Genomic DNA, 22,250 nt, shown 5'->3' with positions numbered 1-22,250 from the left:
GTGCTGTCCCTTCGGGTTGCCTGCCAGTCACGCTCGCTGAGCTCGAGCACCTTCGCGTAGCTGCAGCCGCTCGGCACCAGGCAACATGCCAGCAAAATGATGGACCTGTCAGTCCGTCTACTCCAGTACGGGGAGCCGACAAGACGGCAGCGCGGAGCTCTGGGTCGCAGCGGTCCTGCGCCCCTGCGGCGCAGGACCGGCGCAACGTCGATAAGTCCGTCAGGCTGACGCTCGATGCCCTGGCCGCCCATGAAGCAGCCGGGCGGCGGCGAGACATGCTGAGCCTCGCATGGTCGGCAGGTACCACGATGGCACCGGCACAGGTCGCCGAGGTTATTTCCGAACTGGACTCTCTTGGGCAGCAAGACATCGCCGAAACCATCTTGCTCAGCGGCCGGAAGCACACAGACGCAGACGCCATGCGTCTTGCGCTGGCCTTGATGGCCATTGGCCTTCCTCGTTACGCCGAAGCGGCCATGCGAGCCGCGCTGCCGAAGGAACCTGTCTGAGCGTGGACAAATCAGCACTCGTTCATCACTGACACCCGCCGCCCAACGCCTGCACACCTGCGGAGCCTCGCCCGCAAGGTCAGTCAAGTGTGTCTGACTGCATGCCCGTTCAAATCGATATGCACGAGGAGTACAACCTCATGCCCAAGCCGCCTTTTAAGTGGATCGAGACCACCATCAGGATCGAACGCGTTGGAAGCAAGGAGACCAAAGAATATGAAGATGGTCACTGGACAACAGAGGAAGAGTTCGTTATCCACGTCCAGAGTTGCGGTGAACGCGAAAGCGTGCAGGCTGTCGGCGACTGAGACTTCACTCCTCATTTGACACAAGAGCAGTTACATGGAGCCGGGGGCAACTGCGTGGAGACGGCGAAGCTGCCGGACCGCAAGACCGCCGTACGCGACTCGAAGCGTCCCGATGGACCCGTGCTCGGGTTCTCCCATGGCGCGTGGGTCGACTTCGTCACGGCCGTGCGGGGCGGGCAGTTGGGCTGACTGCCCGGGATAGCACGGCGCGCCCGGCGGGGTGGAGGGTCCGCCGGGCGCGCGGGGTGCCTGAGGCTTACGGGTGATACTTCTCTTCGACCGTCTCGGCGGCGCCGGACTTGCGGTCCGTGGTGACGCGGACGGTCACGCTGTTGGTCTTCGCAGCCTTCTCCAGCTCGTCCACGGTGCACTTCGCGGTGCCGTAGCCGTCGTCGCCGATGCTCGCGCCGCCTGCGCCACCGTCGTCGGAGCAGATCGCGGCCGCGCCGAGGATCTTCGTGGCGTTGGAGACCAGGAACGCCTGCTCCGTGGCGCCGCCCTCGGGCTTGACGGTCAGCTTGCCGGGTGCGAGGTACGACATCGTGCCGACGAGTGTGTGGCGATTACCCGCGTTGGCGACGCCGCCACCGGCGGTGGACTTGCCGCCGTCCGAGGAGGAGCCGGCCGTGGACTGGGTCGACGAGCTTGAGGCGCCCGCCGTGTCGTCCGGGCCGCAGGCCGTGGCCCCCAGGCCCAGCGCCGCCGCGGCGACGATGGTGGCGGCGATGCGGCGGCCGGCGCGGCCGCGGAAGCGGTTGGTGGCGGTGTTCATGGTGGTCTCCCGTTGCACTGTTCTCTCGGCTCGTTCTCGGACCAAGATCAGTTTCGAAGCACGGGCTGGCGTTCCACTAACGGACAGCTAATGAAGTGCCTGCGTAGGGTCGGGACCAAGGAGACCGTTCAACAGGGAGGTAGCGGCATGGCTGGGGTACCGGCGGGGCTGGTGGCTGCGGGTGGGTTGATCGGGGGGGTACGGGGTGGCCCGGTGGACCCGGAAGCGGCCGCTCGGTGGGGTGGCGCTGGCGGCGGCCGGGGCCGTGGCCGCCAAGGGATGGCGGGACAAGACAGGGAACGGGACGGCGGCCGCGTTGAGCGGGTTGTACGTGGCCGCGTTCGCCGGGTCGCATCCGCTGGCGAAGAAGGTCGGGGCGTGGCCGTCCGTCTTCGGGGTCGCCGGTGGGGTCGCCGCCGCTTCGTGGGTGCTTGCCGATCGGCGCGGGGCGTAGGGGCGTCCTGATACGCGCTGACGGGCGGCGGGTGCGGTCAATCTGCTGCGGAAGCTCGAACCGGCCACCGGCTGGACAACGAGCTTCAGCCCGGCCGTCAAGGACCACCGCGTGTCGGCCCCGTCCACGATCACGGCGTACTCAGGGGGCACCGCGGGGGCGTCGCTGCGCCATTGGAGGTGACCCACGGTCAATCCTTGGGCCGTCTGGATCAACTCCGGCGTCTCGCTCAGGACTTTTTCACGATTTTCTCTCTTAAATCTGAAGTGACAGTCGACATCCGACTGCGTTTCACACGGAGGAATCATGCAGATCGCGAAGAAGGTGGCCTTCCTGGCCGCGACCGCCGGCAGCCTGGTGCTCCTCGGGACCGGCACGGCCTCCGCCCATGGCATGGAGCACGAGACTACGCCTCCCCCCGTCAGCGTCCAGTCGTGCAGCGTCGGCGACATCAGCCTCGCCAACGGTGGCATCACCACCGGGGACGTCGGGGACAACTCCCCGGTCGCCAACCAGACCGTCGTGATCAATATCAGCTGCTTCAACACCACCACCGACGACGACTGAGGCGGCTTAAGAAGTAAAAAAGCTGGGAGTCTCCGGGCGCGTGCATGTCGCCCCGGGACTCCCAGCGCACACGCGCAGCGATCGGCGCGGGGCGTCAACGCGGCGCGGACGCGGCGGCCCCGCCGCGACAAGCAGCGGGCGTCAGTCCGAGGCGGACGTCAGGAGGTCCAGCTCGGGGCGGGTGAGCTGGAGGTCGACGGAGGCCAGCAGGGCGGGGAGCTGGGCGGGGACGCGGGCGCTGGCCACGGGGGCGACGACGGTCGGCCGGGCGGCGAGCCAGGCCAGGGCGACGGTGGCGTGGTCGGCGTTGTGGTTGGCGGCCACGTCGTCCAGGGCGGCGAGGACCTTCTGGCCGCGCTCCGTCTCCAGGTGCTTGGCGGCGCCGGTGGAGCGGGCGCTGTCGACCGTGGTGCCGGGGCGGTACTTGCCGGTGAGGAAGCCGGACGCGAGGGCGTAGTACGGGAGCGTCGCCAGGCCGTGGCGGGCGGCGACGTCGGCCAGTTCGCCCTCGAAGGTGTCGCGCGAGACCAGGTTGTAGTGGGGCTGGAGGGCGACGTAGCGGGCCAGATTCTCCTGGGCGGAAAATGTCAGCGAGGCTTCGAGGCGCTCGGCGGAGATGTTGGAGGCGGCGATCTCGCGGATCTTGCCCGCCTTCACCAGCTCGTCCAGGGTGGAGATGATCTCCTCGACCGGCACCGACGGGTCGTCGTAGTGGGTGTAGTAGAGGTCGACGTAGTCGGTGCCCAGGCGCTGGAGGGACTCGTCCAGACCGGACTTGATGGCGGCGGAGGAGAGTCCGCGGGGCTCCGGGGAGCCCGCTCCGACCTTGGTGGCGAGGACGATGTCGTCGCGGTTGCCGCGGGAGGCGAACCACTTGCCGAGGACGGTCTCGGACTCGCCGCCCTGGTTGCCGGGGGCCCAGGCCGAGTAGACGTCGGCGGTGTCGATGAAGTTGCCGCCCGCCGCCACGTAGGCGTCGAGTACCTCGAAGGACTCGGCCTCGTCGGCCGTCCAGCCGAAGACATTGCCGCCCAGGGAGAGCGGGAAGACGGACAGATTGCCGATGGTCTTGCGGGTCTCAGTCATACGTTGCTCCAACGCCCGCGACGGAGGGGTGTATTCCGCCCTTGGGGGCAGAAAAGGAACCGGCGGCCCTGGCGTCAAGGGGGGAGAGAGCGCCAGAGCCGCCGGAGCGAGGGGGGCCGTCGTTACAGCCGGGCCATCAGGGCCCTGCGGATCGAGTGGATCACGCGGGTGACGTTCAGCGCGCCGATCACGGGTTCAGCCCCTTGTCGCGCAGCCAGGGCATCGGATCGATCGGGGAACCGCCGCCGGGCCGGACCTCCAGGTGGAGGTGGGGGCCGGTGACGTTGCCGGTGGCGCCGACGCGGCCGATGGTCTCGCCCGCGGACACCTTGCCCGAGGTGACGACCATGGACGACAGGTGGCAGAACCAGAGCTCGGTGCCGTCATCGAGCTTGAGCACGATGCGGTAGCCGTACGAACCGGCCCAGCCCGCCTGCGTGATGGTGCCGCTGTGCAGCGCCTTGACCGGGGTGCCGGTCGGGGCGGCGAAGTCCTGGCCGGTGTGGTCGGCGGACCACAGGTCGCCGGCCTGGCCGAAGCCCGCGGTCAAGGTGTACGAGGCGACGGGGAGGACCCACCCGCTGGCGGCCTTGGCGGCGGCGGCCTTCGCGGCTGCGGCCTTGGCGGCCGCGGCCTTCGCGGCGGCCTCCTTCTCGGCCTCCGCCTTCGCCTCGGCGGCCTTCTTCTTGGCGGCGGCCTCGGCCTTCTTCTGCGCCGCCAGGTCGCGGGCCTTGGCCGCGGCCTGCGCCGCGTCGTCGGCGGCGGCCTTGGCGGCGGCCCGCACCGCGGCGTCGCGTCTGTCGTCGTCGGCCGCGGTCTGCTGACTCTCGGCCTGCCGCAGGATGCGGGTGCGCAGCGCCTCGCCGGAGTCGGTGGTGCTGGTGGAGAGGGCGGTCGCGGTGGTCTGGGAGCCCTCGTCGTCCCCCGTCAGGGAGCCGATGCCGGGCAGGTCCTTGGCGGCGGGCAGCTGAGCCTTGACCTCGTCGGCGACGTGGGAGAGGTCCGGCATGGAGATCGGTATCGCGGGCCGGTCCTTGGCGCTGGCCATGCCGCCCGCGCCGACCGCCGCGATGACGCCGACGCCGAGGACGGCGCCGCTGCGGGCCATGGCCCCGCCGCGCTGCTTGCCGACGCGGTGCTTGCCGCGCAGCGGGGCGATGGACTCCTCTGTGGGGTTCCACTCGTCCCAGTCGTCCCAGACGGCTTCCTTGGCGAGGGAGGACTCATCCGGTCCTCCGTCGGCTCCGAGGCCGACCGCGGGCCGGGCGCCGGCGTCGAAGCCGACTCCGTACGTGGTCGCCGTGCCGAGGCCGGTACCCGCTGAGCGGTACGGGGCTTGGTCCAGTACGGACCTGTTGGACGCCACCGGGGCGCACTCCTTTCCTTCCTTCTCGCCTACCGGGTTAGCTGACGGGTTCGGAGCAGGAAGGTCTCCTACGGGTCAGGTTCGACCCGATTCACCCCAAGGTGGTGGTTCCCCGGTTCCCTGGTGCTGGCGGTGCTGCTGGTGTGCGTGGTGTCGAGGGTGGTGCTGGCGCTGCACGTACGGGATTCGGCGACGGCGCACGGTGCCGCCCCTGCGGCGGCTGTGTGACCGCGCTGCGTTATCGAACGTTAATAGAGAGCGCGACATGATTCCAAGCTCTTCTGAAGAATCCGCGTAGCTTTGGCATGAACTTAGTAAGCAACAGGGGACAGATGGGGTCGTTTCACCCCAGTTGAAAAGGGTTGGTAAAAACCTCCGGCGAGCTGATCGTGCGTCAATCGTTATGCGTCGTCGTCACGGTCGACTACGGTCCGTGTGCGGAGTGGGGGCCGTGGTTCCGTTCGGTCCGGGCGGGCGCCGGACCGCGAGGAGCGCCATGTCGTCCGAGGCCTCCCCTCCCGTATGGAGCGCCACGTCGTCCACGAGCGCGTCGAGCAGCCCGCCCGGTCCGGTGAAGCGGAGGCCGCGCAGCCGCTCCTCGGGGACGTAGAACGTGCCGTGCGGGTCGCGGGCCTCGGTCACCCCGTCCGTGAACAGCAGCAGCGTCGCGTCCTCGGGGAACCGCAGCTCCGTCACCCGGTCGGGCCAGCCGCCCAGTTCGCCCATCCCCAGCGGCAGCGCGGGCGACTCCGGCTCCAGCGGCCGTACCTCGCCGTCGCCGGGCAGCAGCAGCGGCGGGGGGTGACCGCGGTTGATGAGGCGGAGGGTGGAGTCGCCGCGCGGGATCTCACCGAGGACGGCGGTGGTGAACCCCTCGAACGCCTCCAGCTCGGCCCGCCGCGCGCCCTCGCGCCGCAGCGCCCGCTCCAGCCGCCCCGCGAGCCCCTCCAGCGTCGCCTCCTGCTCCGCGGCCTCCCGGAAGGCGCCGACGAGGACCGCGACGACCTCCACGGCCTGGAGCCCCTTGCCGCGGACGTCCCCGACGATGAGGCGTACGCCGTGCGGGGTGTCCTGCACCGCGTACAGGTCGCCGCCGATCGCGGCGTACCGCTCGGCCGCCACGTAGCGCGCCGCGACGTCCAGCCCGGCGATGCGGGCGGGCGGCACGGGCAGCACGGCCCGCTGCGCCGCCTCCGCGATACCGCGCGCCGAGGCCAGCCGCCGGTCGCTTCGGCGGACGACGCGGTTGATCACGAGCGCGAGCAGGGAGACGGTGGCCACCGTGGCGATCTCGGTCGCGGCCTGGGTGGGGTCCTTCACGCCGTGCAGCTCCGCCAGCAGGCATACGGCGGTGAGGGCGAGGACCGTCGTGAGGATGGTCTGCCGCAGCGGGAAGAGGGAGGCGGCGACCAGCGGGGCCGCGGCGAAGAAGGGGGAGGCGGTGTACGGGGCCGGGGTGGCGAGGTCGAAGGCGACGCCGCCGAGCAGGAGGACGGCGGGCGTCCAGCGGGCCAGCCGGCGACCCGAGGACACCTGGGCGGCCTCCTCGGCGGAGACGACTCCGGCGGCCGCGCCCGGGCCCGGGGGCTCGGCGACGGGCGTACGGGCGGGCGTACGGACGCCCGTACGAGCCCTGCTCCCTCGCACCCGCACGGCCTCTCTCGCTTTCGCTGGTCCATGACCCCGTCATCAGGCTTCCGGGTGCCGGGGCGCGGGGCGAGCCGGTGGCGGCCATGTGGGTGCGTACCGTGCCCGGACGCCGAGCGGCCCCGGATGGCAGGCATCCGGGGCCGCGGGGTGAGCCGTGGCGTCAGCCAGGGCTCGGAGAGCGTCAGCTGGCTGCGGCCTTAGCCGCCGTTGCCGAGGGCGATGTTGCTGCAGTTGTTGCCGACGGTGATGTCGCCCGTGGGAGCAGTCCCGGAGACAGCCGCGATGGCGCCGGTGGCCGTGTCGCAGTCATTGCTCTGGACGGCCGCGGTGCCTTGGGTGAAGTTGATGCAGTTGTTGGCGACCGAGATCTCACCCGTGGCGGCGGCCACAGAGGCCGCGGCGATGGGGCCGGTGGACACGTCGCACGTGTTGGTCTGGATCGTCCCGAAGGGGGCGAAACCTCCGCCACCGAAACCGTGGGCGGACGCTCCCGCCGCACTCCCCATGACCAGAGCGCCTGCCGCGACGGCCAGGACAGCTACCTTCTTTCCGATGTTCACTTAATTTCCTCCAGAAGAACCGAATCCGCGGAAAACCAGACGATTCGATTCAACGAAGGGACATCCCTGACATCGAGGAGGCGCGCGCACAGATCACCCGGTAGGCCCACTGTCGGACCATCAGAGATCGACACCGAGGGCGCGGGCGTGGCGGTCGGCCGCCAGCTCCGCCGACACCTCGTCGAGGTACACCTCGCACACGAGTCGCCCGTCCCGGGTGAGGTTGTGCTCCAGCTCCCACAGCACGATCTCGTCCCCGCCCGCGAGCAGGAAGGCGTGCTCGTAGAAGCGGCACCAAGTGGCGTCGGGGCCGCCGGAGCGGCGGCGCGGCTTGGGGGCCAACGCGATGTCATGGGCGAACGCGGTCGTCAGCAGCCGCTCGGTCTCCTCCCCCGGCCGGTCCGGGTTCTCCGCGCGGCGCAGGACGCGGCGGGCGTGGTCGGCCGAGTTGTCGGCGATGTACGCGCGCTGAACCTCCACGGACTCGGTCGCATGGAGCATCTGGTCCGGCAGCCACAGCTGTAACCCGTCCAGCTCCTCCCAGCGGGCGCCGCCGATGCACCGGTGGACGCGGCGCTCGGCGAGCGCCAGGGCGTCCTCGTCCGCGTACAGCTCGAAGAGCGGACGGTCGTCCGGGCCGGTGTTGTGCTCCAGCTCCCACAGCAGCAGGCTGCTGCCGTCGGGCAGCAGGAAGACGTGCCGATACGTCGTGTACCCGCGCGGACCTGACGGTTCGTTGCACTGCCGGCAGGAACGCAGCTCGGACTGGTGCATGAGGGCGCTCCGCGCCCGGCTCAGCACCGCCTCGCCGATCTCGAAGCCGTTCTGCGCACGGACCAGCAGCCCGTCCATCAGCTCGGCGGGGGTTCCCCCCGCTCCTGAGTGCCCCACGTCTCTCCTCCCGCCCCCGGGTGACTACCTCGCGTACTCAGCGTAGCGGTGCGAACACGCGCCGCGCCTGTGGTTCCGCGAAGCAGCCGGTCGGACTTGTGCCTCACTCACCTCTGCGTCGTGACGTCAGGATGTATCACTTGTTCGATAGGTCGAACAAGCTTGGCGGCAGGGGCAGTTGCCTTGGTCGGCCACCGCACGGCCGCCCAGGCGCTCCCCCGGCGTCGTCTCCTCGCCACCACCACCCGTGGTCGCTCCCGGGCCCGGGACCCTTTCGGCGCATTCGCATAAGGGGGATTCAGGGCTCCACTGCTCCAAATAGCTCTTGCGTCGGCTCTCGTTAGCGGGATTCCCGGAGACACGCAGCGGAAGAACCGCACTATGCCGGACGGGTGAAGCTGGTCGGCGGCCCGAAGCCTTAACTGGTGAGCTTCGTTGTGTCATGCGTCCGTGAATTCGCGGAGCAACCCCAGACGGAGGATCAAGTGAACATCGGCAAGAAGGCAATCTTTCTGACCGCGGCTGCCGGCGCCCTGGTGATCGGCGGTGCGGGCGGTGCCCTCGCCCACGGCAACGACGGGCTCGCTGTCCAGACCAACCACTGCGACACGGCCACCGGCGTCATCGCATCCGTCGGCGGGACGGCTCCGACCGGCGACATCAACATCGGCGCGGACTGCATCAACTACACCAACGGCGGTGCGGTCTTCCAGAGCAACGACTGCGACACGGCCACCGGCCTCATCGCCCCGGTCGGCGCGGCCGCTCCGACCGGCGACATCAACGTCGGAGCCAACTGCGCCAACATCGCGGTCGACGACGCGCCCTACCGTCACTGAGGCGCTGACCCTCTCACGGGGTTCCCGCTAAACGGGGGAACTCGTGAGGCATCCCCCCGTTGGGACCCGCGGCCCTGGAAGTCTTCCTTCCAGGGCCGCTGCCACGTAAAGGCTTTTCAGGAGCCTGTGACGACTGCACCGAACGGGCACGGCTGCCGCGTAGAACTCATTTGGAGGCTTTTATGCATACGCGCAAGAGGACGGCGATTCTGGTCGCAGCCGTCGGTGCGCTGCTCATCGGCGGTACGGCCGGAGCCGAGGCCGCCGACGGCGGCCCCTCGCACCGAGCCGCCCCGAACGACGGAGGACGTCAGTCGAATCGCTGCGATACGAGTTCCGTCATCGGCGGAGTCACCCTCGCGGTGTCCGACATCGAGACGGAAACGAACTGTGTCAACTACAGCGAGTCCGGCGTGAGGGAGCAGAAGAACCGCTGCCGGACCCATTCAGTGATCGGCCCCGTCACGGTCAGCCTGACCGGCGCCGACGTCACTCAGCGGACCAACTGTGTCAATATCAGTAAGTCCGGCGAGGTGACGAAGCAGACCAACAAGTGCGACACGACCTCCGTCATCGGCCCCATCACCATCGCTCCTGGATCCGAGGTCATTCAGGAGACGCAGTGCAGCAACGTGGCCGGCTCGAGCGGCACCGCCAAGAGCGGAGGTCAGGGAGGCCGCGGCACGCCCTGAACCATCGGGCGCCGACGGACAACTCTCACCGTGAACGCGGCTCCGGGGAATTACCCCCGGGGCCGCGTTCGCATATTTATGACTCAATATTTATTACTCATCGCCCGTCATGAGAAATATTCCACGGAATTCACAACCGACTGAATATACCTTTACTGTGGCAGACGGGTGACGCGCCGCATTATCCCGGATCCTCATCTGCCGTGACTTCGTTAATCGGGTGTCTGCGGATCATTCGCGGAGAACCCGATATGGAGGCACCAGCACAATGCAGATCAGCAAGAAGGTAGCTCTCATGGCCGCGGCGGCCGCGGGCACGATGGTCGTGGGTGGCGCGGGCAGCGCGAGTGCGTTCGGCCTCTTCCCGACCGGCGATGGGGTCCGCCAGTCCAACTCGTGTGACACCCGTGTGGGCGACGTCGTGCCCGTGAACGTGGCCGCCCCGACCGGGGACATCGACCTCAACCCGGACTGCGTCAACTTCACCAACAGCCACGCGGCCTACCAGAGCAACGACTGCGACACGGCCACCGGCATCATCGCCCCGGTCGGTGGAGCCGCCCCGACCAGCGACCTCGACATCGGCCCCAACTGCGCCAACATCGCGGTCGGCGGCGACCCGGTGGTCGTCGTGCACCAGGACCCGCCGAAGAAGCAGAAGGAAAAGGCCAAGCACAGCAAGGCCAAGAAGCACACCAAGGCCAAGAAGCACGGCAAGAGCACCAAGGTGAAGGTCAAGACGCACAAGACCAAGCACTGACGGTTCGCGACCACGCCGAACGCCGCAGCGCCCCTGAAGGGATCACTCTCAGGGGCGCTGCGGATTTCACGGGAAGCCTCACCCGCTGCAGCCCGCGAGCGCCGGGACGCAGTTGTTGGGGTTGTTGCCGGTCACGTTCGTCGCCATCAGCGACACCGAACCGCCGTCGGAGAAAATGCCACCGCCCTGGCCGCCATTGGCCGTATTGCCGGTGATGTTGGTACCGACGATTTCCGTGCTTCCGGCGTGGCTGAAGAGTCCGCCACCATTAAGCGTGGCGATATTTCCGGAAACCGTGGTTGCCTGCAATTTCAGCGCACTGCCGAAGTTCGCGATACCGGCGCCGTTGCTTCCCGCGGTATTTCCGGTGATGCGTCCCCCACTGAAGATCATATTACCGATGGACGTCCAGATACCGCCGCCCTCGAAATTGGTGGTGTGGTTGGTCTCCAGCGTCACGGCGCTCAGGACGGAATTTCCGAAGTTCGCGACGGCGCCGCCGGTGCTGTTGGCGGTGTTGTCGGCGAACGTGCTGCTGCTGGCGTTCAGCGTGGCCCCCGTCCCGACGTGAACGCCGCCGCCGTCGTTGGCGGTGTTGCCCGAGAGGCGACTCAGGGAGAAGGTGCCCGTGGCGCCCGGGGCGACCTGGACGCCGCCGCCGATGCCGCTCGCCGCATTGCCGCTGACGGTGCTCCGTTGCAGCGTCAGCTTGCCCGCGTCGAGGATGCCCGCCCCGTCCACGGCCTTCCCGTTGGACACCGTGATCCCGCTGAGGGTCAGGGTGCCGCCGGGCGCTACCTCCGCGATGCGGAAGTCCGGTGCCGAGGCGCTGCGTCTGATTGTCGCGTCGGTGCCGGTGATGGTCACGTTGCCCGTGATGATCGGGAGACCGTCGGGGCCGTTGGCGCCCGTCGCCGCCGCCGAGGTGAGCGTGTACACGCACCCGGTGGCGAGGGAGACGGTCCCGCCCGCGGCCGCCTGGCCCACCGCGGCGACCAGCGCCGCCGCGTCCCCACAGGGCACGGTGGCCCGGGGCGAGCCGCCACCGCCCGCCCCGGTCTCCCCTTCCTCGGCCGACGCCGGCGCGGAAGCGCCCCACGCCAAGAGCGCCAGCACCATGACGGGGAGGGTTCCGCGGATGGTAGTCACGAGTCGCACGAGAGTCTCCTAACGCGTTTTCCCGGGAGGGCTCCCTGGGGACAACAGGCTCAGCCTGTGTGGCCAGGAGGCGTTCGGCATCCGCTCGGGCGCCGGCCGTGTGACCGCCGATCGGCGGCGCGCGAGGCGGGCGATGCCCCGGAAAAACGACGAAACCGCAGGTCAGCGATGCTGCCTGCGGTTTCCCGAGTGGGTCATCAGGGGCTCGAACCCTGAACCAATGGATTAAAAGTCCACTGCTCTGCCAATTGAGCTAATGACCCGCACCCCCGCAGCATAGCCCGGCCAGGGGGTCCGCCCGGAGACAATATCCCCCCGGGTCGAAAGGCCGTGCAACCGCGGGGGGTTGCACGGCCCTCATCGGCTTCGGTCAGCCGTTGCGCTTCCAGCGCGGCTTGTCGGTGCGGCGGTCGTGGGAGCGGCCGCCGGCGTTGCCGCCGCGGTGGTCGTCACGGCGCGCCGGGCGGTCGTCGCGGCGGTCGCGGTTGAAGGGGCGGTCCCCGCCGCGGTGGTTGTGGTCGCGGCGCTCGAAGGAGCGGCCTCCACGGTCGTCACGGCGGTCGCGGTTGAAGCCACCACGGTCGTCGCGGCGCTCGAAGGAGCGGCCACCACGGTCGTTGTCCCGGCGGTCCCGGTTGAAGCCACCCCGGTCGTCCCGGCGGTCCCGGCCACCCGACGGACGGTCGTCACGACGGTCCCGGTTGAAGCCACCACGGTCGTCGCGGCGCTCGAACGAACGGCCACCACGGTCGTTGTCCCGGCGGTCCCGGTTGAAGCCACCCCGGTCGTCCCGGCGGTCCCGGCCACCCGACGGACGGTCGTCACGACGGTCCCGGTTGAAGCCACCACGGTCGTCGCGGCGCTCGAACGAACGGCCACCACGGTCGTTGTCCCGGCGGTCCCGGCGCTCGAAGTTGCCCCGGTCGTCCCGGCGGTCAGCCGCCGGGGCCGTGGCCTCGGCCGAGCGCTGTGCGGGCACGAACGGAACGGCGTCCCCGGCGGTCTCGCCCGCCGCCGCGCCCGGCGCCTCGGCACCGGCCGTGGACTCGGCGCCCGAGGCGCCCGGGGTGAAGGTCTCGCCGCGCTCGCGCGCCGCGCGGGCCGCCAGCCGGTCGGCCTCCTCGCGCAGCTCGGTCGCGCGCCGCTGCGCCTTCTCCAGCTCCCGGGTGAGGTCCTGCGCCTCGCGCTCGGCCTGCTTGGCGGAGTTCGCGGCCGCCTCGGCCTGCACCTCGGTGAGCGAACGGGCGCCGGTGATACGGGCCACGTCCTCGTCGAAGACGCCCGCCCCGCCGACGATGTGACGGGAGGCGTCGACGCCCGCGTCCTCCATCAGCCGGAAGATCTGCCGCCGCTGGTGCGGCAGGGCCAGCGACACGACGGTGCCGCTCTGGCCCGCCCGCGCCGTACGGCCGGAGCGGTGCAGGTAGTCCTTGTGGTCACCGGCCGGGTCCACGTTGAGCACCAGGTCGATGCCGTCGACGTGGATGCCACGGGCGGCGACGTCGGTGGCGACGAGCACGTTGACGTACCCGTCCTTGAAGTCGGCCAGCGTCCGGGTGCGGGCGCCCTGCGTCATGCCGCCGTGCAGCGCGTCGGCGCGCACGCCCGCGTCACACAGCTGCTCGGCGACCCGGTCGCAGCCCAGCTGGGTGCGGACGAAGATGATCGTGCGACCCTTGCGCGCCGCGATGGCGGCGGTGACCGGGGCCTTGTCCTTCGGCTTCACCACGAGCACGTGGTGGGTCATGGTCGAGACGGCGCCCTGGGACGGGTCGACCTCGTGGGTGACCGGGTCGACCAGGTAGCGCTTGACCAGGCTGTCGATCTCGTTCTCCAGCGTCGCGGAGAACAGCAGCCGCTGGCCGCCGCTGGGCACCAGGTCCAGGATCTCGGTGACCTCGGGCAGGAAGCCCATGTCGGCCATCTGGTCGGCCTCGTCGAGGACGGCGATCTGGACCTTGTCGAGGGACGCGGCGCCACGGTCGATGATGTCGCGCAGCCGGCCCGGGGTGGCGACCAGGATGTCCACGCCACGCTCCAGCGCGTAGATCTGATTGCCCATCGAGGTGCCGCCGCAGACCACCTTGAGCTTGAGGCCGAGGACGTCGCCGTACGGCTGGAGCGCGTCGCTCACCTGCATCGCCAGCTCGCGGGTCGGGGTCAGGATGAGGCCCCGGGGGCGCTTCTTCTCGGTGTGGCCGCCGGCCAGCGAGGTCAGCAGCGGAAGACCGAAGGAGAGGGTCTTGCCGGAGCCGGTACGGCCGCGGCCGAGGATGTCCTTCCCGGCCATGGCGTCGGGGATGGTCGCGGCCTGGATCGGGAACGGCGTGGTGACGCCGTTCTGCGCGAGCTTGCGGACGATCTGCTCGGGGAGGCCGAGTTCGGCGAAGGTGATGTCGGGGCCCTTGGAGGTCTCGGGGGTGCTCTGCGCGGCGTCTTCGGCGCCCTCGGTGTCGACCGCGTCGTCCGCGGACACGTCGGCGCCGCGCTCGGCGGGGGCGGTGGTGGACTCTGCGCGCTCTACCGGCTGGGACTGCTCGACCGGCTGCGGCTGGTCGCCGTGGTCGCCCTGCTCGTCGATGGCGGGCATGACGGCGTGATCAGTGGAAACGGACATGCGAAATGCGAAACCTTCCGGAGTCTCGGCACGCGCCCAAACTCCGTGTTTTCGCAAACGACCGCCTCTATGCGGTCAGCCACGGGATGGCAAGGAACGCGCCTCGCGGCGCACTTCGATGAGGCGCCGGGCAAATGGGATCAAACGATCTACCACCATACGCACCTCCACCCCCCGAGAGCAAATTCGCTACGCCAACCGTCAATCCATGCCCCCGGCGCCCCGCATCATGCCGCCCGCCACGCCGTGCGTGACACCGCCCGTTAGCCCGCGCTACCCCGCGGGCTCGTCGGGTGCCGAAGCGGGCGGGGACGCCGGTTCCGAGGGGGTGGGCTTGGGGTCCGGCGCGCTCGGCTGCGGGCTCGACGGACGCGGCTCCGGGGCGGCCTCGGAGCCGGGCACGGGTGCGCCCGGCTCCGGCGGCGGGGAGGGCGCCGGGCGGTGCGCCCCGGAGCCGTGCTTCCCCGCCGACGGCGAGGGCTCGGCGCCGGGCTCGGCCTCGGCGGACGCCGTCGGTGAGCGGTGTTCGCCGCCCTTGCGCTGGTGGCCCTTGGCGTCCCGCGGCATGACCGTGTACGTATGCCCCTGGCCGTCCGTACGCACCACCACGCCGCCGCCGGGCTCCGCCGCCCCGCGGCCCTTGCCGGAGCCGCCGCGGTGCCGGTCGGGCTTCCCGGGGTCGTCGGAAATGCTCATGCAGCCGCCCAGGGCCAGGGCCCCGGCCACCAGGGCCACCACCACGGCGCTCCGCGCCGAGACGCGGGGGGCGCGCGAGGCGCCGGGCGCGTCAGGCCCGTCGGTCGCGTCGGTCGCGTCGGTCCGGGGGGAACGATCGGAGCGTGGAGCGGGGGTTCCAGACATGCGTGGGACACCTCCAGGCCGCAGGGCTGTGACGCAGTACCCAACTGGCCCCGCACCCCTTAGGACACGCGTGCGGCGTAACCCGCGCGCGGGAGGTGGCGCGTATCACTCGTGACCGCTTACCCGACGCTCACCCGTAGCCGAGCGCGTGCAGCCGCTCGTCGTCGATGCCGAAGTGGTGCGCGATCTCATGGACCACGGTCACCTCGGTCTCCTGGACCACGTCCTCCCGGGTCTCGCTCATGCGCAGCGTCGGCCCCCGGTAGACGGTGATCCGGTCGGGCAGGACGCCTGCGTACCACTCACCACGGTCGGTGAGCGGCGTCCCCTCGTAGAGCCCCAGCAGCTCGGGGTCGTGGGACGGCGGCTCGTCCTCCACGAACACCGCGACGTTGTCCATCAGCCGCGTCAGCTCCGGCGGGATCCGGTCCAGCGCCTCGGCCACCAGTTCCTCGAACTCCTCGCGCGTCATCTCCAGCACGTGGCCATTGTCGGACAGCCGACGCCGGAACGGGACGGTCCGCGCCCGGAAATGGCGCGGACCGTGCATGGCCGTACGCCCGGGAATGGCGGGCCGCGCGGCCGGGCATACGGGACCAATGGCCCGCGACCGCGCCCCTCTCCCCCTCGCCTCCGCCTCCATCGCCGTCGCCGCCGAGCGGCCGCGGCCGGTCGTCCGGGCCCTCGGGCTGGCCGCGGTGACCGTCCTCGGGGCCTGGATGGGGCTGCTGGTCGTCGGGAGCGTCCACGAGTCGGTGGGCCCGATGGACACCCGGATGACGCTCAGGCCGTCCCTCACCGGCGGCACCAAGATCAACGTCTCGCCGCTCGGCGCCCTCGAACTCCGCAGCCACCACGCCCCGCTCCGCCTCGACGTCGATGTGGACCGGCTCGACCCCATCCGGTCCGCCGCGCTGGTCGACCACCCCGAGCGGCTGTCGGGGCTGCAGGAGGAGGTGGCGGGCGACGTCGTCCGCGGCACCCGGGACCTGGCGGTGCGTTCCTGCGCGGCCGTCGTCTTCGGCGCCACCGCGCTGGGCCTGGCCGTCTACCGCCGCCCGCGCCGGGCGCTGGCCGCGGGCGGCCTCGCGCTGGGGCTGCTGGCCGCGTCCGGCGGCGCCGCGTACGCGACCTGGAACCCGAAGTCGGTGCTGGAGCCGCGCTATTCGGGGCTGCTGTCCAGCGCCCCGTCGGTGGTCGGCAACGCGCGCAGCATCGTCACCGACTTCGACGTGTACCAGCGGGAGCTGGCCCGGCTGGTGACCAATGTCACGCGCCTGTACGACGCGACCTCGACCCTGCCCGCCTACCGGCCCGACCCCACGACGATGCGCGTGCTGCACGTATCGGACATCCACCTCAACCCGGCCGCCTGGCACATCATCCAGTCGCTGGTCGAGCAGTACAAGATCGACGTGATCATCGACACGGGCGACACGATGGACCACGGCACCGCCGCCGAGAACGGCTTCCTCGAACCGGTCTCCGACCTCGGCGCCCCCTACGTATGGGTACGCGGCAATCACGACTCGGCGACGACGCAGCGCCATCTGTCCGGCCGCAAGGGCGTCCACGTCGTCGACGACGGCCGGACGGTAACCGTCGGGGGCCTGCGGATCGCGGGCATCGGCGACCCGCAATTCACCCCGGACCGCTCCGCCGCCGTGGCCGGTGACGCCGCCGAGCACCGGGCGGGCCGGGTGCTGGCCGAGGCGATCCGGGAGCGGAAGGCGGCGGGCGGGCGCGTGGACATCGCCGTCGCCCACAACCCCCTCGCCGCCCGGGAGATCGACGGGACCGTCCCCCTCGCCCTCACCGGCCATGTCCACCACCGCCGGACGGAGGTGCTGCCCGGCGGCACCCGGCTGATGACGGAGGGCTCGACGGGCGGCAGCGGGCTGCGCGCGGTGGACGACGCCGAGCCCGACAAGGTGCAGGCGTCGGTCCTCTACCTGGACCGGGACACCCGCCGGCTACAGGCCTGGGACGAGATAGATCTGGGTGGGCTCGGGCTCGCCAAGGCCGAGGTCAGCCGCCATCTGCCGGCCGAGAACCGGCCCGGCGCGACGCCGTCGCCGACCGCTCCGTAAACCGTTTTGGCGAACCCCACCGGCATCCCATATGCTTCTCGCGTCCCCGAAAGCGCCGTGAGGCGCCCAGGTGGGCCATCGGCCCTCATCGTCTAGTGGCCCAGGACGCCGCCCTTTCAAGGCGGTAGCACGGGTTCGAATCCCGTTGGGGGCACCCACATCATTTTGGCGCGTAGGCCGCGTCTCGCTGAGCGAGACGCGGCCTACGCGCGTTCGGCATGCATTGACAGCCACCCCGGGGCGTTTTAGCGTCCCCACATCTGGTTCGTAACCATAACCAGCGTTCATCTATACGAACGAATACCGAGCAGGTGTGAGCACACGTATGCGCATCAAGGACCTGGTGATCACCCCGATCGCCTTCCGCGACCCTCCCCTGCTCAACGCGGACGGCGTCCACGAGCCATGGGCGCTGCGCAGCATCGTCCAGCTGGTGACCGAGGACGGGGTGACCGGCCTGGGCGAGACGTTCGGCGACACCCTGCACCTGGACCGGCTCGCGGCGCTGCGCCCCCATCTGACGGGCCTGAGCGTGTACGCGCTGGGCGAGCTGTACGAGAAGGCGGCGGCCCTCTTCGACCACGCGGGCGGCAAGATCTCCTCGTTCGACCTCGGCAGGGTGCACGCGGCCGTCGAGGTCGCCTGCCTGGACGTCCAGGGCAAGCTGGCCGACCGCCCGGTGAGCGACCTGCTCGGCGGCGCGGTCCGGGAGGCGGTCCCGTACAGCGCGTACCTCTTCTACAAGTGGGCCGGGCACCCGGGCGCGGACGAGGACGAGTGGGGCGCGGCGCTCGACCCCGACGGCGTCGTGGCGCAGGCCCGCCGCATGATCGACCGGTACGGCTTCGGCTCGATCAAGCTCAAGGGCGGCGTCTTCCCGCCCGACCAGGAGATCGCCGCCATCCACGCCCTCCGCGAGGCGTTCCCCGGCCACCCGCTGCGGCTCGATCCGAACATCGCCTGGACGCCGGAGACCTCGCTGGAGGTCGCCCGCGCCCTGGACGGCGTCCTCGAATACCTGGAGGACCCGACCGGCGGCATCCCCGGCATGGCGCGGGTCGCCGCCGAATCGCCGCTCCCGCTGGCCACCAACATGTGCGTGGTCGCCTTCGACCACATCCCGCCGGCCGTCGCGCAGGGCGCGGTGCAGGTCGTCCTCGGCGACCACCACTACTGGGGCGGGCTTACCCGCACCCGCCACCTGGGCACCCTCTGCGACACCTTCGGCCTCGGCATGTCCATGCACTCCAACTCCCACCTGGGCATCAGCCTCGCCGCCATGACCCACCTCGCCGCCGCGACCCCCAACCTGACGTACGCGTGCGACACCCACTACCCGTGGAGCGCCCAGGACGACGTGGTGCGGCCGGGCGCGCTGGCCTTCGTGGACGGCGCGATCCCGGTGCCCACCGGCCCGGGCCTCGGCGTCGAGCTGGACGAGGACGCCCTCGCCCGGCTGCACGAGAACTACCTGACCTGTGGGCTGCGGAAACGGGACGACACGGGTTACATGCGGCGGGTGAACCCGGACTTCAAGGCGGGTCTGCCGCGGTGGTGACGGCGACGGCGTACCTGTACCCCTGGGACGTGGTCGGCGACCCGTCCGCAGCCGAGCGGATCGCGGCCCTCGGGGTGGACGCGGTGGCCCTGGCCGCCGCGTACCACTCCGTACGGGCCGCCACCCCGTTCCACCCCGCGCACCGGGTGGTCGACGCGCACCACGCCGCGCTGTACCTCCCGGTGCGGGACGCGGCGTGGTCCGGCTCCCGCCTGGTCCCGGGCACCCCGTCGTGGATGCCGGGCCCGGACGCGTTCCTGGAGGCCCGCGACGCGCTGCGCGCCGTGGGCCTGCCGGTCCACGCCTGGACGGTCCTCACCCACAACACCCGCCTCGGCCGCGCCCACCCCGACCTGGCCGTACGCAACGCCTTCGGCGACCCGTACCCGTACGCCCTGTGCCCCTCGTCCGCCGAGGTCCGGGCGTACTGCGCCACGCTGGTGCGGGAGGTCCTGGCGCTGGGCGAGCCGGACGGCCTGGTCCTGGAGGCGTGCGGGCCCCTGGGGCTGGGGCACGGCGGCCACCACGAGAAGACGGAGGGCGCGGACTGGGACGCGTCCGTGGACCGCCTGCTGTCGTGGTGCTTCTGCGGCGCCTGCCTGGCCCGCTACGAGGCGGCCGACCTGGACCCCCACGGCCTCCGCCGCCAGGTGGCCGACGCGGTGGACGGTGCGGCTCTCGCCCCGGCCCTGATGTCCACGATGCGCAAGATCCGCACCACCCTCACCGCGGACCTGCGCCGCGAGGTGCTGGACGCCGCCTCCGGCCCCCTGCCCCTGACCCTGCACGCGAGCGCGGACCCCTGGGCCACGGGCCCCTTCGCGACCATCGCCGACGCCGCCGCCCCACCCGTGGACACCCTGGTCGCCTCCGCCTGGACCGACGCCGACCAGGGCGCCGCCAACCTCGCCGCCCTCCGCCCCCTGGCCGCCCCGACCACGCGTCTCGCCGCCTACGTCCCGGCCCTCCCGCCCCGCCCGGCGGACCCTTCGGTCCTGGCCGCCGAATGGACCACCTGCCTGGCGGCAGGCGCGGACGAGCTGCACCTGTACCACGCGGGCCTCGCCTCCCCGGCCCGCCTGACCGCCGTCCGCACGGCCCTCAGCACGGCCCTCGACGCGGTCAGGACAGGGCCTGAGGTCTGATACGCTGATCCAGCGACATCGACGCGGGGAAAGCCAAAATCTCCGCCGAGAAGATCGCAGGCAGTACGACCCCCCGACGGAAACTCGTTAGGCCCGTACGCCGCCCTGTGCGAGACTCGTTCTCGCACACACGCAAGGTCCTGTGGAGCAGTTTGGAGTGCTCGCCACCCTGTCAAGGTGGAGGCCGCGGGTTCAAATCCCGTCAGGACCGCTGCGGCTGGGTAGCTCAGTTGGTACGAGCGTCCGCCTGAAAAGCGGAAGGTCGCCGGTTCGACCCCGGCCCCAGCCACCGCCGAGGAAGCCCCCGACGAGATCACTCGCCGGGGGCTTTGTCGTTGAGGACGACAGCCCGGGCATCTGGGCAGGGACAGCCTCAGGCGACGGTGTACTCAGCGTCCCCAAAGTCCGCGACCACCCGCAGTCGGCCTCCGAGCGCTTCCACGTAGGAGCGGATGGTGGCCAATTCGGCGCGGTCCAGTTCGCCATGCTCGATTGCCGAGACTCGAGGCGTGGAGACCCCCATGGACGCGGCAACTTGGCGCTGGGTAAGCGCCTGCTCACGCCGCACCTCCGCAAGGCGGTGAGCGCGCACCTCCGCGGTCAGTCGCTCCATCGCCGCCTGCTTCTCCTGCGCCGACCGCACCGGCAGCCCAGCGGCCTCACGCCGCTCCCGCGCCTTGCGCTTGGTCTCCTCCCAGCTCACCGCACTCATTCGTACTCCCTGGTTTCAAGATCGGCCAGATGCGCTTGGTAGCGCTTTTCAGCGATCGGGATGTTGGCCTCGTACCAGCCCTGCCAGTTTCCGGCCTTATCACCGGCCACGAGCAGCACTGCCCGGCGCACCGGATCGAACACGAAGAGGATCCGAATCTCGCTGCTCCCGGACGACCCTGGTCTCAGCTCCTTCAAGTGATGGTTCTCGGCACCTTTGATGCGGTCGACCAACGGACGGCCAAGCGTCGGGCCCGTTGCCGCCAACACGTCAATGGCGTCTTCTACCTGTTCGGCGCTGTCCCAGTCTTCCTCCGCCAGCGCCTCGAACCACGCCGCGACCTCCGCAACGAGGATCACTTCCCATTGAGCCACGCGGGCGATGTTAACGCAAGTGTTAACCCACGCCTACGCTGGCCGTCCATCGCGCGCCACGGCTCGGGGTGGGCGCCCGGGGCTGATCCACGAGCCTGTTCGCCAGTTTGGGAGGCGCCCGGTGTCGTGAGGAATACGGGCTGGTCCGGTGATGTGCCACCCAGGGTCACAGGCCGAAGGCACCGCCCTCGATGAGGATGAGCAGGCCGATGGCGATCAGGACCAGAGGCAGCACGATGTGGCCCCAGCGGGCGAGCGCCTTGGCGATGACGGGCCGGGTGGCGAAGAACTTGCCCGCGAAGCACCACACGGCAACGAGCACGAGGAACACCGCGGCGTACACGCTCATCCCGCCGATGCCGGCGGTGGCGAATACGGGCACGTAGACGCCGATGTTGTCGCCGCCGTTGGCGAAGGTGACCGCGGCGACCTCCAGCGGGCTCGGCCCGCCCTCCCGGGACTGTTCCTCCTCCTCGTCACCGCCGTCGTGGTGGTCTTTCCACGCCTGCCAGGCGGCCTTGAGGCCCAGCGCGAGCGGCAGCAGACCGAGGTAGGGGACGGCGGACTCGGGCAGGAAGGTAGCGCCGAACGCGGCGGCCACCGCCACGGCCAGGATCGCGGCGAAGCCCAGGTACTGGCCGAGCACGATCCGGCGAGTGGAGCCGCGGTGGCCGGCGCCCTGGGCGAAGAACAGCGCCAGGATCAGGATGTCGTCGATGTTGGTGACGGCGAACAGGCCGGCTGCCTGCCCGATGATGCCGATGTCCACGCGTACGTGCTTTCCTTCGAAGCGGGTATCGCGGTGACGCTACCGGGAGCCAGTTCCGCAGCGGTCGCGGGGCCAAGCTCGGTGCTGTCCCTTCCCGGCGCTTCACACTCTGGCTCGCGAAGCCCCGTTGGGCCTAGGCTCGGCTGATGACCTTGGAATGGCGACATGTCATCGTTCATTCGGCAGATCCGGCGGCCCTGGGGCAGTGGTGGGCCGAGGCTCTTGGTTGGGTTGTGGTCCACTCCTCCGATGTGGAGTTCGCGATCCGGCCGGAGCCTGATCGCTCGCCGGGGTTGGAGTTCGTCCTGCTCGATGAGCCCAAGAAGGGCAAGAGCCGACTGCATCTCGACTTCGTTCCTGATGATCAGGACGCCGAGGTGGCTCGCCTTGAGGCTCTTGGCGCACAGCGTGTTGATATTGGTCAGGGTGACCAGTCGTGGATTGTCATGGCAGACCCCGAAGGCAACGAGTTCTGTGTGCTTGGCCGACGGCCTCAGTGAGCACCCCTGAGC

Annotated in this window: 24 protein-coding genes, 4 tRNA genes, 1 pseudogene and 1 riboswitch; of the genes and pseudogenes, 15 read left to right on the top strand and 14 right to left on the bottom strand. The window is 70.4% G+C overall.

Annotated features, from left to right (window positions below; genetic code table 11):
* The first annotated feature begins 308 nt into the window (after positions 1–308).
* The 3 genes from ACH4SI_RS14530 (at position 309) to ACH4SI_RS14520 (ending at position 1,006) form a co-directional block, all read left to right on the top strand.
* Positions 309–509 (top strand): hypothetical protein, encoded by a 201-nt coding sequence (locus tag ACH4SI_RS14530; RefSeq protein WP_398296022.1) that lies wholly within the window; start codon positions 309–311, stop codon positions 507–509.
* Positions 510–649: 140 nt separating this feature from the next.
* The gene (locus ACH4SI_RS14525) at positions 650–817 is read left to right on the top strand and encodes a hypothetical protein (RefSeq protein ID WP_398296021.1); all 168 of its coding nucleotides are present in this window, start codon (positions 650–652) and stop codon (positions 815–817) included.
* A 15-nt stretch (positions 818–832) separates the two neighbouring features.
* Entirely contained in the window at positions 833–1,006 is a 174-nt protein-coding gene (locus ACH4SI_RS14520; protein ID WP_398296020.1) for a DUF397 domain-containing protein, read from the top strand.
* A 67-nt stretch (positions 1,007–1,073) separates the two neighbouring features.
* On the opposite strand, the gene ACH4SI_RS14515 is transcribed toward ACH4SI_RS14520, so the two are convergent.
* Positions 1,074–1,589: a hypothetical protein gene (locus ACH4SI_RS14515; protein WP_398296019.1), complete on the bottom strand. Its 516-nt coding sequence runs from the start codon at positions 1,587–1,589 to the stop codon at positions 1,074–1,076.
* A 147-nt stretch (positions 1,590–1,736) separates the two neighbouring features.
* Between ACH4SI_RS14515 and ACH4SI_RS14510 the strand changes: the two are divergent.
* Together ACH4SI_RS14510 and ACH4SI_RS14505 are read left to right on the top strand one after the other, a co-directional pair.
* A pseudogene (locus ACH4SI_RS14510) lies at positions 1,737–2,043 on the top strand (hypothetical protein).
* Between the two features lie 306 nt (positions 2,044–2,349).
* The gene (locus ACH4SI_RS14505) at positions 2,350–2,610 is read left to right on the top strand and encodes a hypothetical protein (protein WP_398296018.1); all 261 of its coding nucleotides are present in this window, start codon (positions 2,350–2,352) and stop codon (positions 2,608–2,610) included.
* A gap of 141 nt (positions 2,611–2,751) precedes the next feature.
* On the opposite strand, the gene ACH4SI_RS14500 is transcribed toward ACH4SI_RS14505, so the two are convergent.
* From ACH4SI_RS14500 to ACH4SI_RS14480, 5 genes are all read right to left on the bottom strand, one after another.
* On the bottom strand, positions 2,752–3,696 hold the full coding sequence (locus ACH4SI_RS14500; RefSeq protein WP_398296017.1) for an aldo/keto reductase: 945 nt from the start codon (positions 3,694–3,696) through the stop codon (positions 2,752–2,754).
* A 187-nt stretch (positions 3,697–3,883) separates the two neighbouring features.
* Positions 3,884–5,062, bottom strand: coding sequence for a M23 family metallopeptidase (locus tag ACH4SI_RS14495; RefSeq protein WP_398296016.1), 1,179 nt, complete (start codon positions 5,060–5,062; stop codon positions 3,884–3,886).
* Between the two features lie 11 nt (positions 5,063–5,073).
* Positions 5,074–5,204, bottom strand: a riboswitch (cyclic di-AMP (ydaO/yuaA leader).
* 272 nt (positions 5,205–5,476) lie between these two features.
* Positions 5,477–6,709, bottom strand: a complete 1,233-nt coding sequence (locus ACH4SI_RS14490) for a PP2C family protein-serine/threonine phosphatase (RefSeq protein WP_398296015.1) — start codon at positions 6,707–6,709, stop codon at positions 5,477–5,479.
* Positions 6,710–6,909: 200 nt separating this feature from the next.
* The gene (locus tag ACH4SI_RS14485; protein ID WP_398296014.1) at positions 6,910–7,272 is read right to left on the bottom strand and encodes a hypothetical protein; all 363 of its coding nucleotides are present in this window, start codon (positions 7,270–7,272) and stop codon (positions 6,910–6,912) included.
* A gap of 120 nt (positions 7,273–7,392) precedes the next feature.
* Positions 7,393–8,163 carry a DUF6227 family protein gene (locus ACH4SI_RS14480; RefSeq protein WP_398296013.1) on the bottom strand — a complete coding sequence of 257 codons (771 nt, stop codon included), beginning with the start codon at positions 8,161–8,163 and terminating at the stop codon, positions 7,393–7,395.
* Positions 8,164–8,648: 485 nt separating this feature from the next.
* Here ACH4SI_RS14480 and ACH4SI_RS14475 point away from each other — a divergent pair, with 485 nt between their 5' ends.
* The 3 genes from ACH4SI_RS14475 (at position 8,649) to ACH4SI_RS14465 (ending at position 10,454) form a co-directional block, all read left to right on the top strand.
* The gene (locus ACH4SI_RS14475; protein ID WP_398296012.1) at positions 8,649–9,002 is read left to right on the top strand and encodes a hypothetical protein; all 354 of its coding nucleotides are present in this window, start codon (positions 8,649–8,651) and stop codon (positions 9,000–9,002) included.
* A 182-nt stretch (positions 9,003–9,184) separates the two neighbouring features.
* Entirely contained in the window at positions 9,185–9,694 is a 510-nt protein-coding gene (locus ACH4SI_RS14470; RefSeq protein WP_398296011.1) for a hypothetical protein, read from the top strand.
* A 268-nt stretch (positions 9,695–9,962) separates the two neighbouring features.
* Positions 9,963–10,454, top strand: a complete 492-nt coding sequence (locus ACH4SI_RS14465; protein WP_398296010.1) for a hypothetical protein — start codon at positions 9,963–9,965, stop codon at positions 10,452–10,454.
* A 78-nt stretch (positions 10,455–10,532) separates the two neighbouring features.
* On the opposite strand, the gene ACH4SI_RS14460 is transcribed toward ACH4SI_RS14465, so the two are convergent.
* The 5 genes from ACH4SI_RS14460 to ACH4SI_RS14440 all read right to left on the bottom strand — a co-directional run bounded on the left by ACH4SI_RS14460 (position 10,533) and on the right by ACH4SI_RS14440 (position 15,571).
* A complete protein-coding gene (locus tag ACH4SI_RS14460; protein WP_398296009.1) occupies positions 10,533–11,573 on the bottom strand; it encodes a right-handed parallel beta-helix repeat-containing protein in 1,041 nt (346 codons plus the stop codon).
* Between the two features lie 229 nt (positions 11,574–11,802).
* A tRNA-Lys gene (locus ACH4SI_RS14455) sits at positions 11,803–11,875 on the bottom strand.
* Between the two features lie 107 nt (positions 11,876–11,982).
* Entirely contained in the window at positions 11,983–14,229 is a 2,247-nt protein-coding gene (locus ACH4SI_RS14450) for a DEAD/DEAH box helicase (RefSeq protein WP_398296008.1), read from the bottom strand.
* 273 nt (positions 14,230–14,502) lie between these two features.
* The gene (locus ACH4SI_RS14445; RefSeq protein ID WP_398296007.1) at positions 14,503–15,090 is read right to left on the bottom strand and encodes a hypothetical protein; all 588 of its coding nucleotides are present in this window, start codon (positions 15,088–15,090) and stop codon (positions 14,503–14,505) included.
* A gap of 130 nt (positions 15,091–15,220) precedes the next feature.
* Positions 15,221–15,571 carry a metallopeptidase family protein gene (locus ACH4SI_RS14440; RefSeq protein WP_055545487.1) on the bottom strand — a complete coding sequence of 117 codons (351 nt, stop codon included), beginning with the start codon at positions 15,569–15,571 and terminating at the stop codon, positions 15,221–15,223.
* A 118-nt stretch (positions 15,572–15,689) separates the two neighbouring features.
* Here ACH4SI_RS14440 and ACH4SI_RS14435 point away from each other — a divergent pair, with 118 nt between their 5' ends.
* The 6 genes from ACH4SI_RS14435 (at position 15,690) to ACH4SI_RS14410 (ending at position 20,172) form a co-directional block, all read left to right on the top strand.
* Positions 15,690–17,180 carry a metallophosphoesterase gene (locus ACH4SI_RS14435; protein WP_398296006.1) on the top strand — a complete coding sequence of 497 codons (1,491 nt, stop codon included), beginning with the start codon at positions 15,690–15,692 and terminating at the stop codon, positions 17,178–17,180.
* 81 nt (positions 17,181–17,261) lie between these two features.
* A tRNA-Glu gene (locus ACH4SI_RS14430) sits at positions 17,262–17,334 on the top strand.
* A 159-nt stretch (positions 17,335–17,493) separates the two neighbouring features.
* Positions 17,494–18,738 carry a glucarate dehydratase family protein gene (locus ACH4SI_RS14425; protein WP_398296005.1) on the top strand — a complete coding sequence of 415 codons (1,245 nt, stop codon included), beginning with the start codon at positions 17,494–17,496 and terminating at the stop codon, positions 18,736–18,738.
* Complete coding sequence (locus tag ACH4SI_RS14420; RefSeq protein ID WP_398296004.1) at positions 18,732–19,883, top strand: hypothetical protein; 1,152 nt, start codon at positions 18,732–18,734, stop codon at positions 19,881–19,883. Before ACH4SI_RS14425 ends, ACH4SI_RS14420 begins: the two co-directional genes overlap by 7 nt.
* Positions 19,884–20,019: 136 nt before the next feature.
* Positions 20,020–20,094 (top strand) — tRNA-Asp (locus ACH4SI_RS14415).
* A 4-nt stretch (positions 20,095–20,098) separates the two neighbouring features.
* Positions 20,099–20,172 (top strand) — tRNA-Phe (locus tag ACH4SI_RS14410).
* A gap of 84 nt (positions 20,173–20,256) precedes the next feature.
* On the opposite strand, the gene ACH4SI_RS14405 is transcribed toward ACH4SI_RS14410, so the two are convergent.
* From ACH4SI_RS14405 to ACH4SI_RS14395, 3 genes are all read right to left on the bottom strand, one after another.
* Positions 20,257–20,595, bottom strand: a complete 339-nt coding sequence (locus ACH4SI_RS14405) for an XRE family transcriptional regulator (RefSeq protein ID WP_398296003.1) — start codon at positions 20,593–20,595, stop codon at positions 20,257–20,259.
* Positions 20,592–20,978, bottom strand: coding sequence for a type II toxin-antitoxin system RelE/ParE family toxin (locus ACH4SI_RS14400; RefSeq protein ID WP_398296065.1), 387 nt, complete (start codon positions 20,976–20,978; stop codon positions 20,592–20,594). The genes ACH4SI_RS14405 and ACH4SI_RS14400 overlap by 4 nt, the downstream gene beginning before the upstream one ends.
* Positions 20,979–21,135: 157 nt before the next feature.
* Positions 21,136–21,738, bottom strand: a complete 603-nt coding sequence (locus ACH4SI_RS14395; RefSeq protein ID WP_398296002.1) for a cadmium resistance transporter — start codon at positions 21,736–21,738, stop codon at positions 21,136–21,138.
* A gap of 146 nt (positions 21,739–21,884) precedes the next feature.
* On the opposite strand from ACH4SI_RS14395, the gene ACH4SI_RS14390 reads away from it, so the two are divergent.
* Positions 21,885–22,238 carry a VOC family protein gene (locus ACH4SI_RS14390; RefSeq protein ID WP_398296001.1) on the top strand — a complete coding sequence of 118 codons (354 nt, stop codon included), beginning with the start codon at positions 21,885–21,887 and terminating at the stop codon, positions 22,236–22,238.
* Positions 22,239–22,250 lie beyond the last annotated feature (12 nt).

The sequence above is a fragment of the Streptomyces sp. NPDC021212 genome, assembly GCF_044332925.1.
Taxonomy (GTDB): Bacteria; Actinomycetota; Actinomycetes; order Streptomycetales; family Streptomycetaceae; genus Streptomyces.
Note: the sequence above shows the minus strand (reverse complement) of the source record. Positions and strands in the feature narration are given on the sequence as shown.

What these genes read in the sequence shown, in the direction of transcription:
- ACH4SI_RS14505 (WP_398296018.1), top strand. Translation starts at nt 2,350, where the DNA reads ATGCAGATCGCGAAGAAGGTGGCCTTCCTGGCCGCGACCGCCGGCAGC.
- ACH4SI_RS14450 (WP_398296008.1), bottom strand. Translation starts at nt 14,229, where the DNA reads ATGTCCGTTTCCACTGATCACGCCGTCATGCCCGCCATCGACGAGCAG.
- ACH4SI_RS14460 (WP_398296009.1), bottom strand. Translation starts at nt 11,573, where the DNA reads ATGGTGCTGGCGCTCTTGGCGTGGGGCGCTTCCGCGCCGGCGTCGGCC.
- ACH4SI_RS14435 (WP_398296006.1), top strand. Translation starts at nt 15,690, where the DNA reads ATGGCCCGCGACCGCGCCCCTCTCCCCCTCGCCTCCGCCTCCATCGCC.
- ACH4SI_RS14525 (WP_398296021.1), top strand. Translation starts at nt 650, where the DNA reads ATGCCCAAGCCGCCTTTTAAGTGGATCGAGACCACCATCAGGATCGAA.
- ACH4SI_RS14515 (WP_398296019.1), bottom strand. Translation starts at nt 1,589, where the DNA reads ATGAACACCGCCACCAACCGCTTCCGCGGCCGCGCCGGCCGCCGCATC.
- ACH4SI_RS14405 (WP_398296003.1), bottom strand. Translation starts at nt 20,595, where the DNA reads ATGAGTGCGGTGAGCTGGGAGGAGACCAAGCGCAAGGCGCGGGAGCGG.
- ACH4SI_RS14445 (WP_398296007.1), bottom strand. Translation starts at nt 15,090, where the DNA reads ATGTCTGGAACCCCCGCTCCACGCTCCGATCGTTCCCCCCGGACCGAC.
- ACH4SI_RS14500 (WP_398296017.1), bottom strand. Translation starts at nt 3,696, where the DNA reads ATGACTGAGACCCGCAAGACCATCGGCAATCTGTCCGTCTTCCCGCTC.
- ACH4SI_RS14470 (WP_398296011.1), top strand. Translation starts at nt 9,185, where the DNA reads ATGCATACGCGCAAGAGGACGGCGATTCTGGTCGCAGCCGTCGGTGCG.
- ACH4SI_RS14530 (WP_398296022.1), top strand. Translation starts at nt 309, where the DNA reads ATGGCACCGGCACAGGTCGCCGAGGTTATTTCCGAACTGGACTCTCTT.
- ACH4SI_RS14390 (WP_398296001.1), top strand. Translation starts at nt 21,885, where the DNA reads ATGACCTTGGAATGGCGACATGTCATCGTTCATTCGGCAGATCCGGCG.
- ACH4SI_RS14465 (WP_398296010.1), top strand. Translation starts at nt 9,963, where the DNA reads ATGCAGATCAGCAAGAAGGTAGCTCTCATGGCCGCGGCGGCCGCGGGC.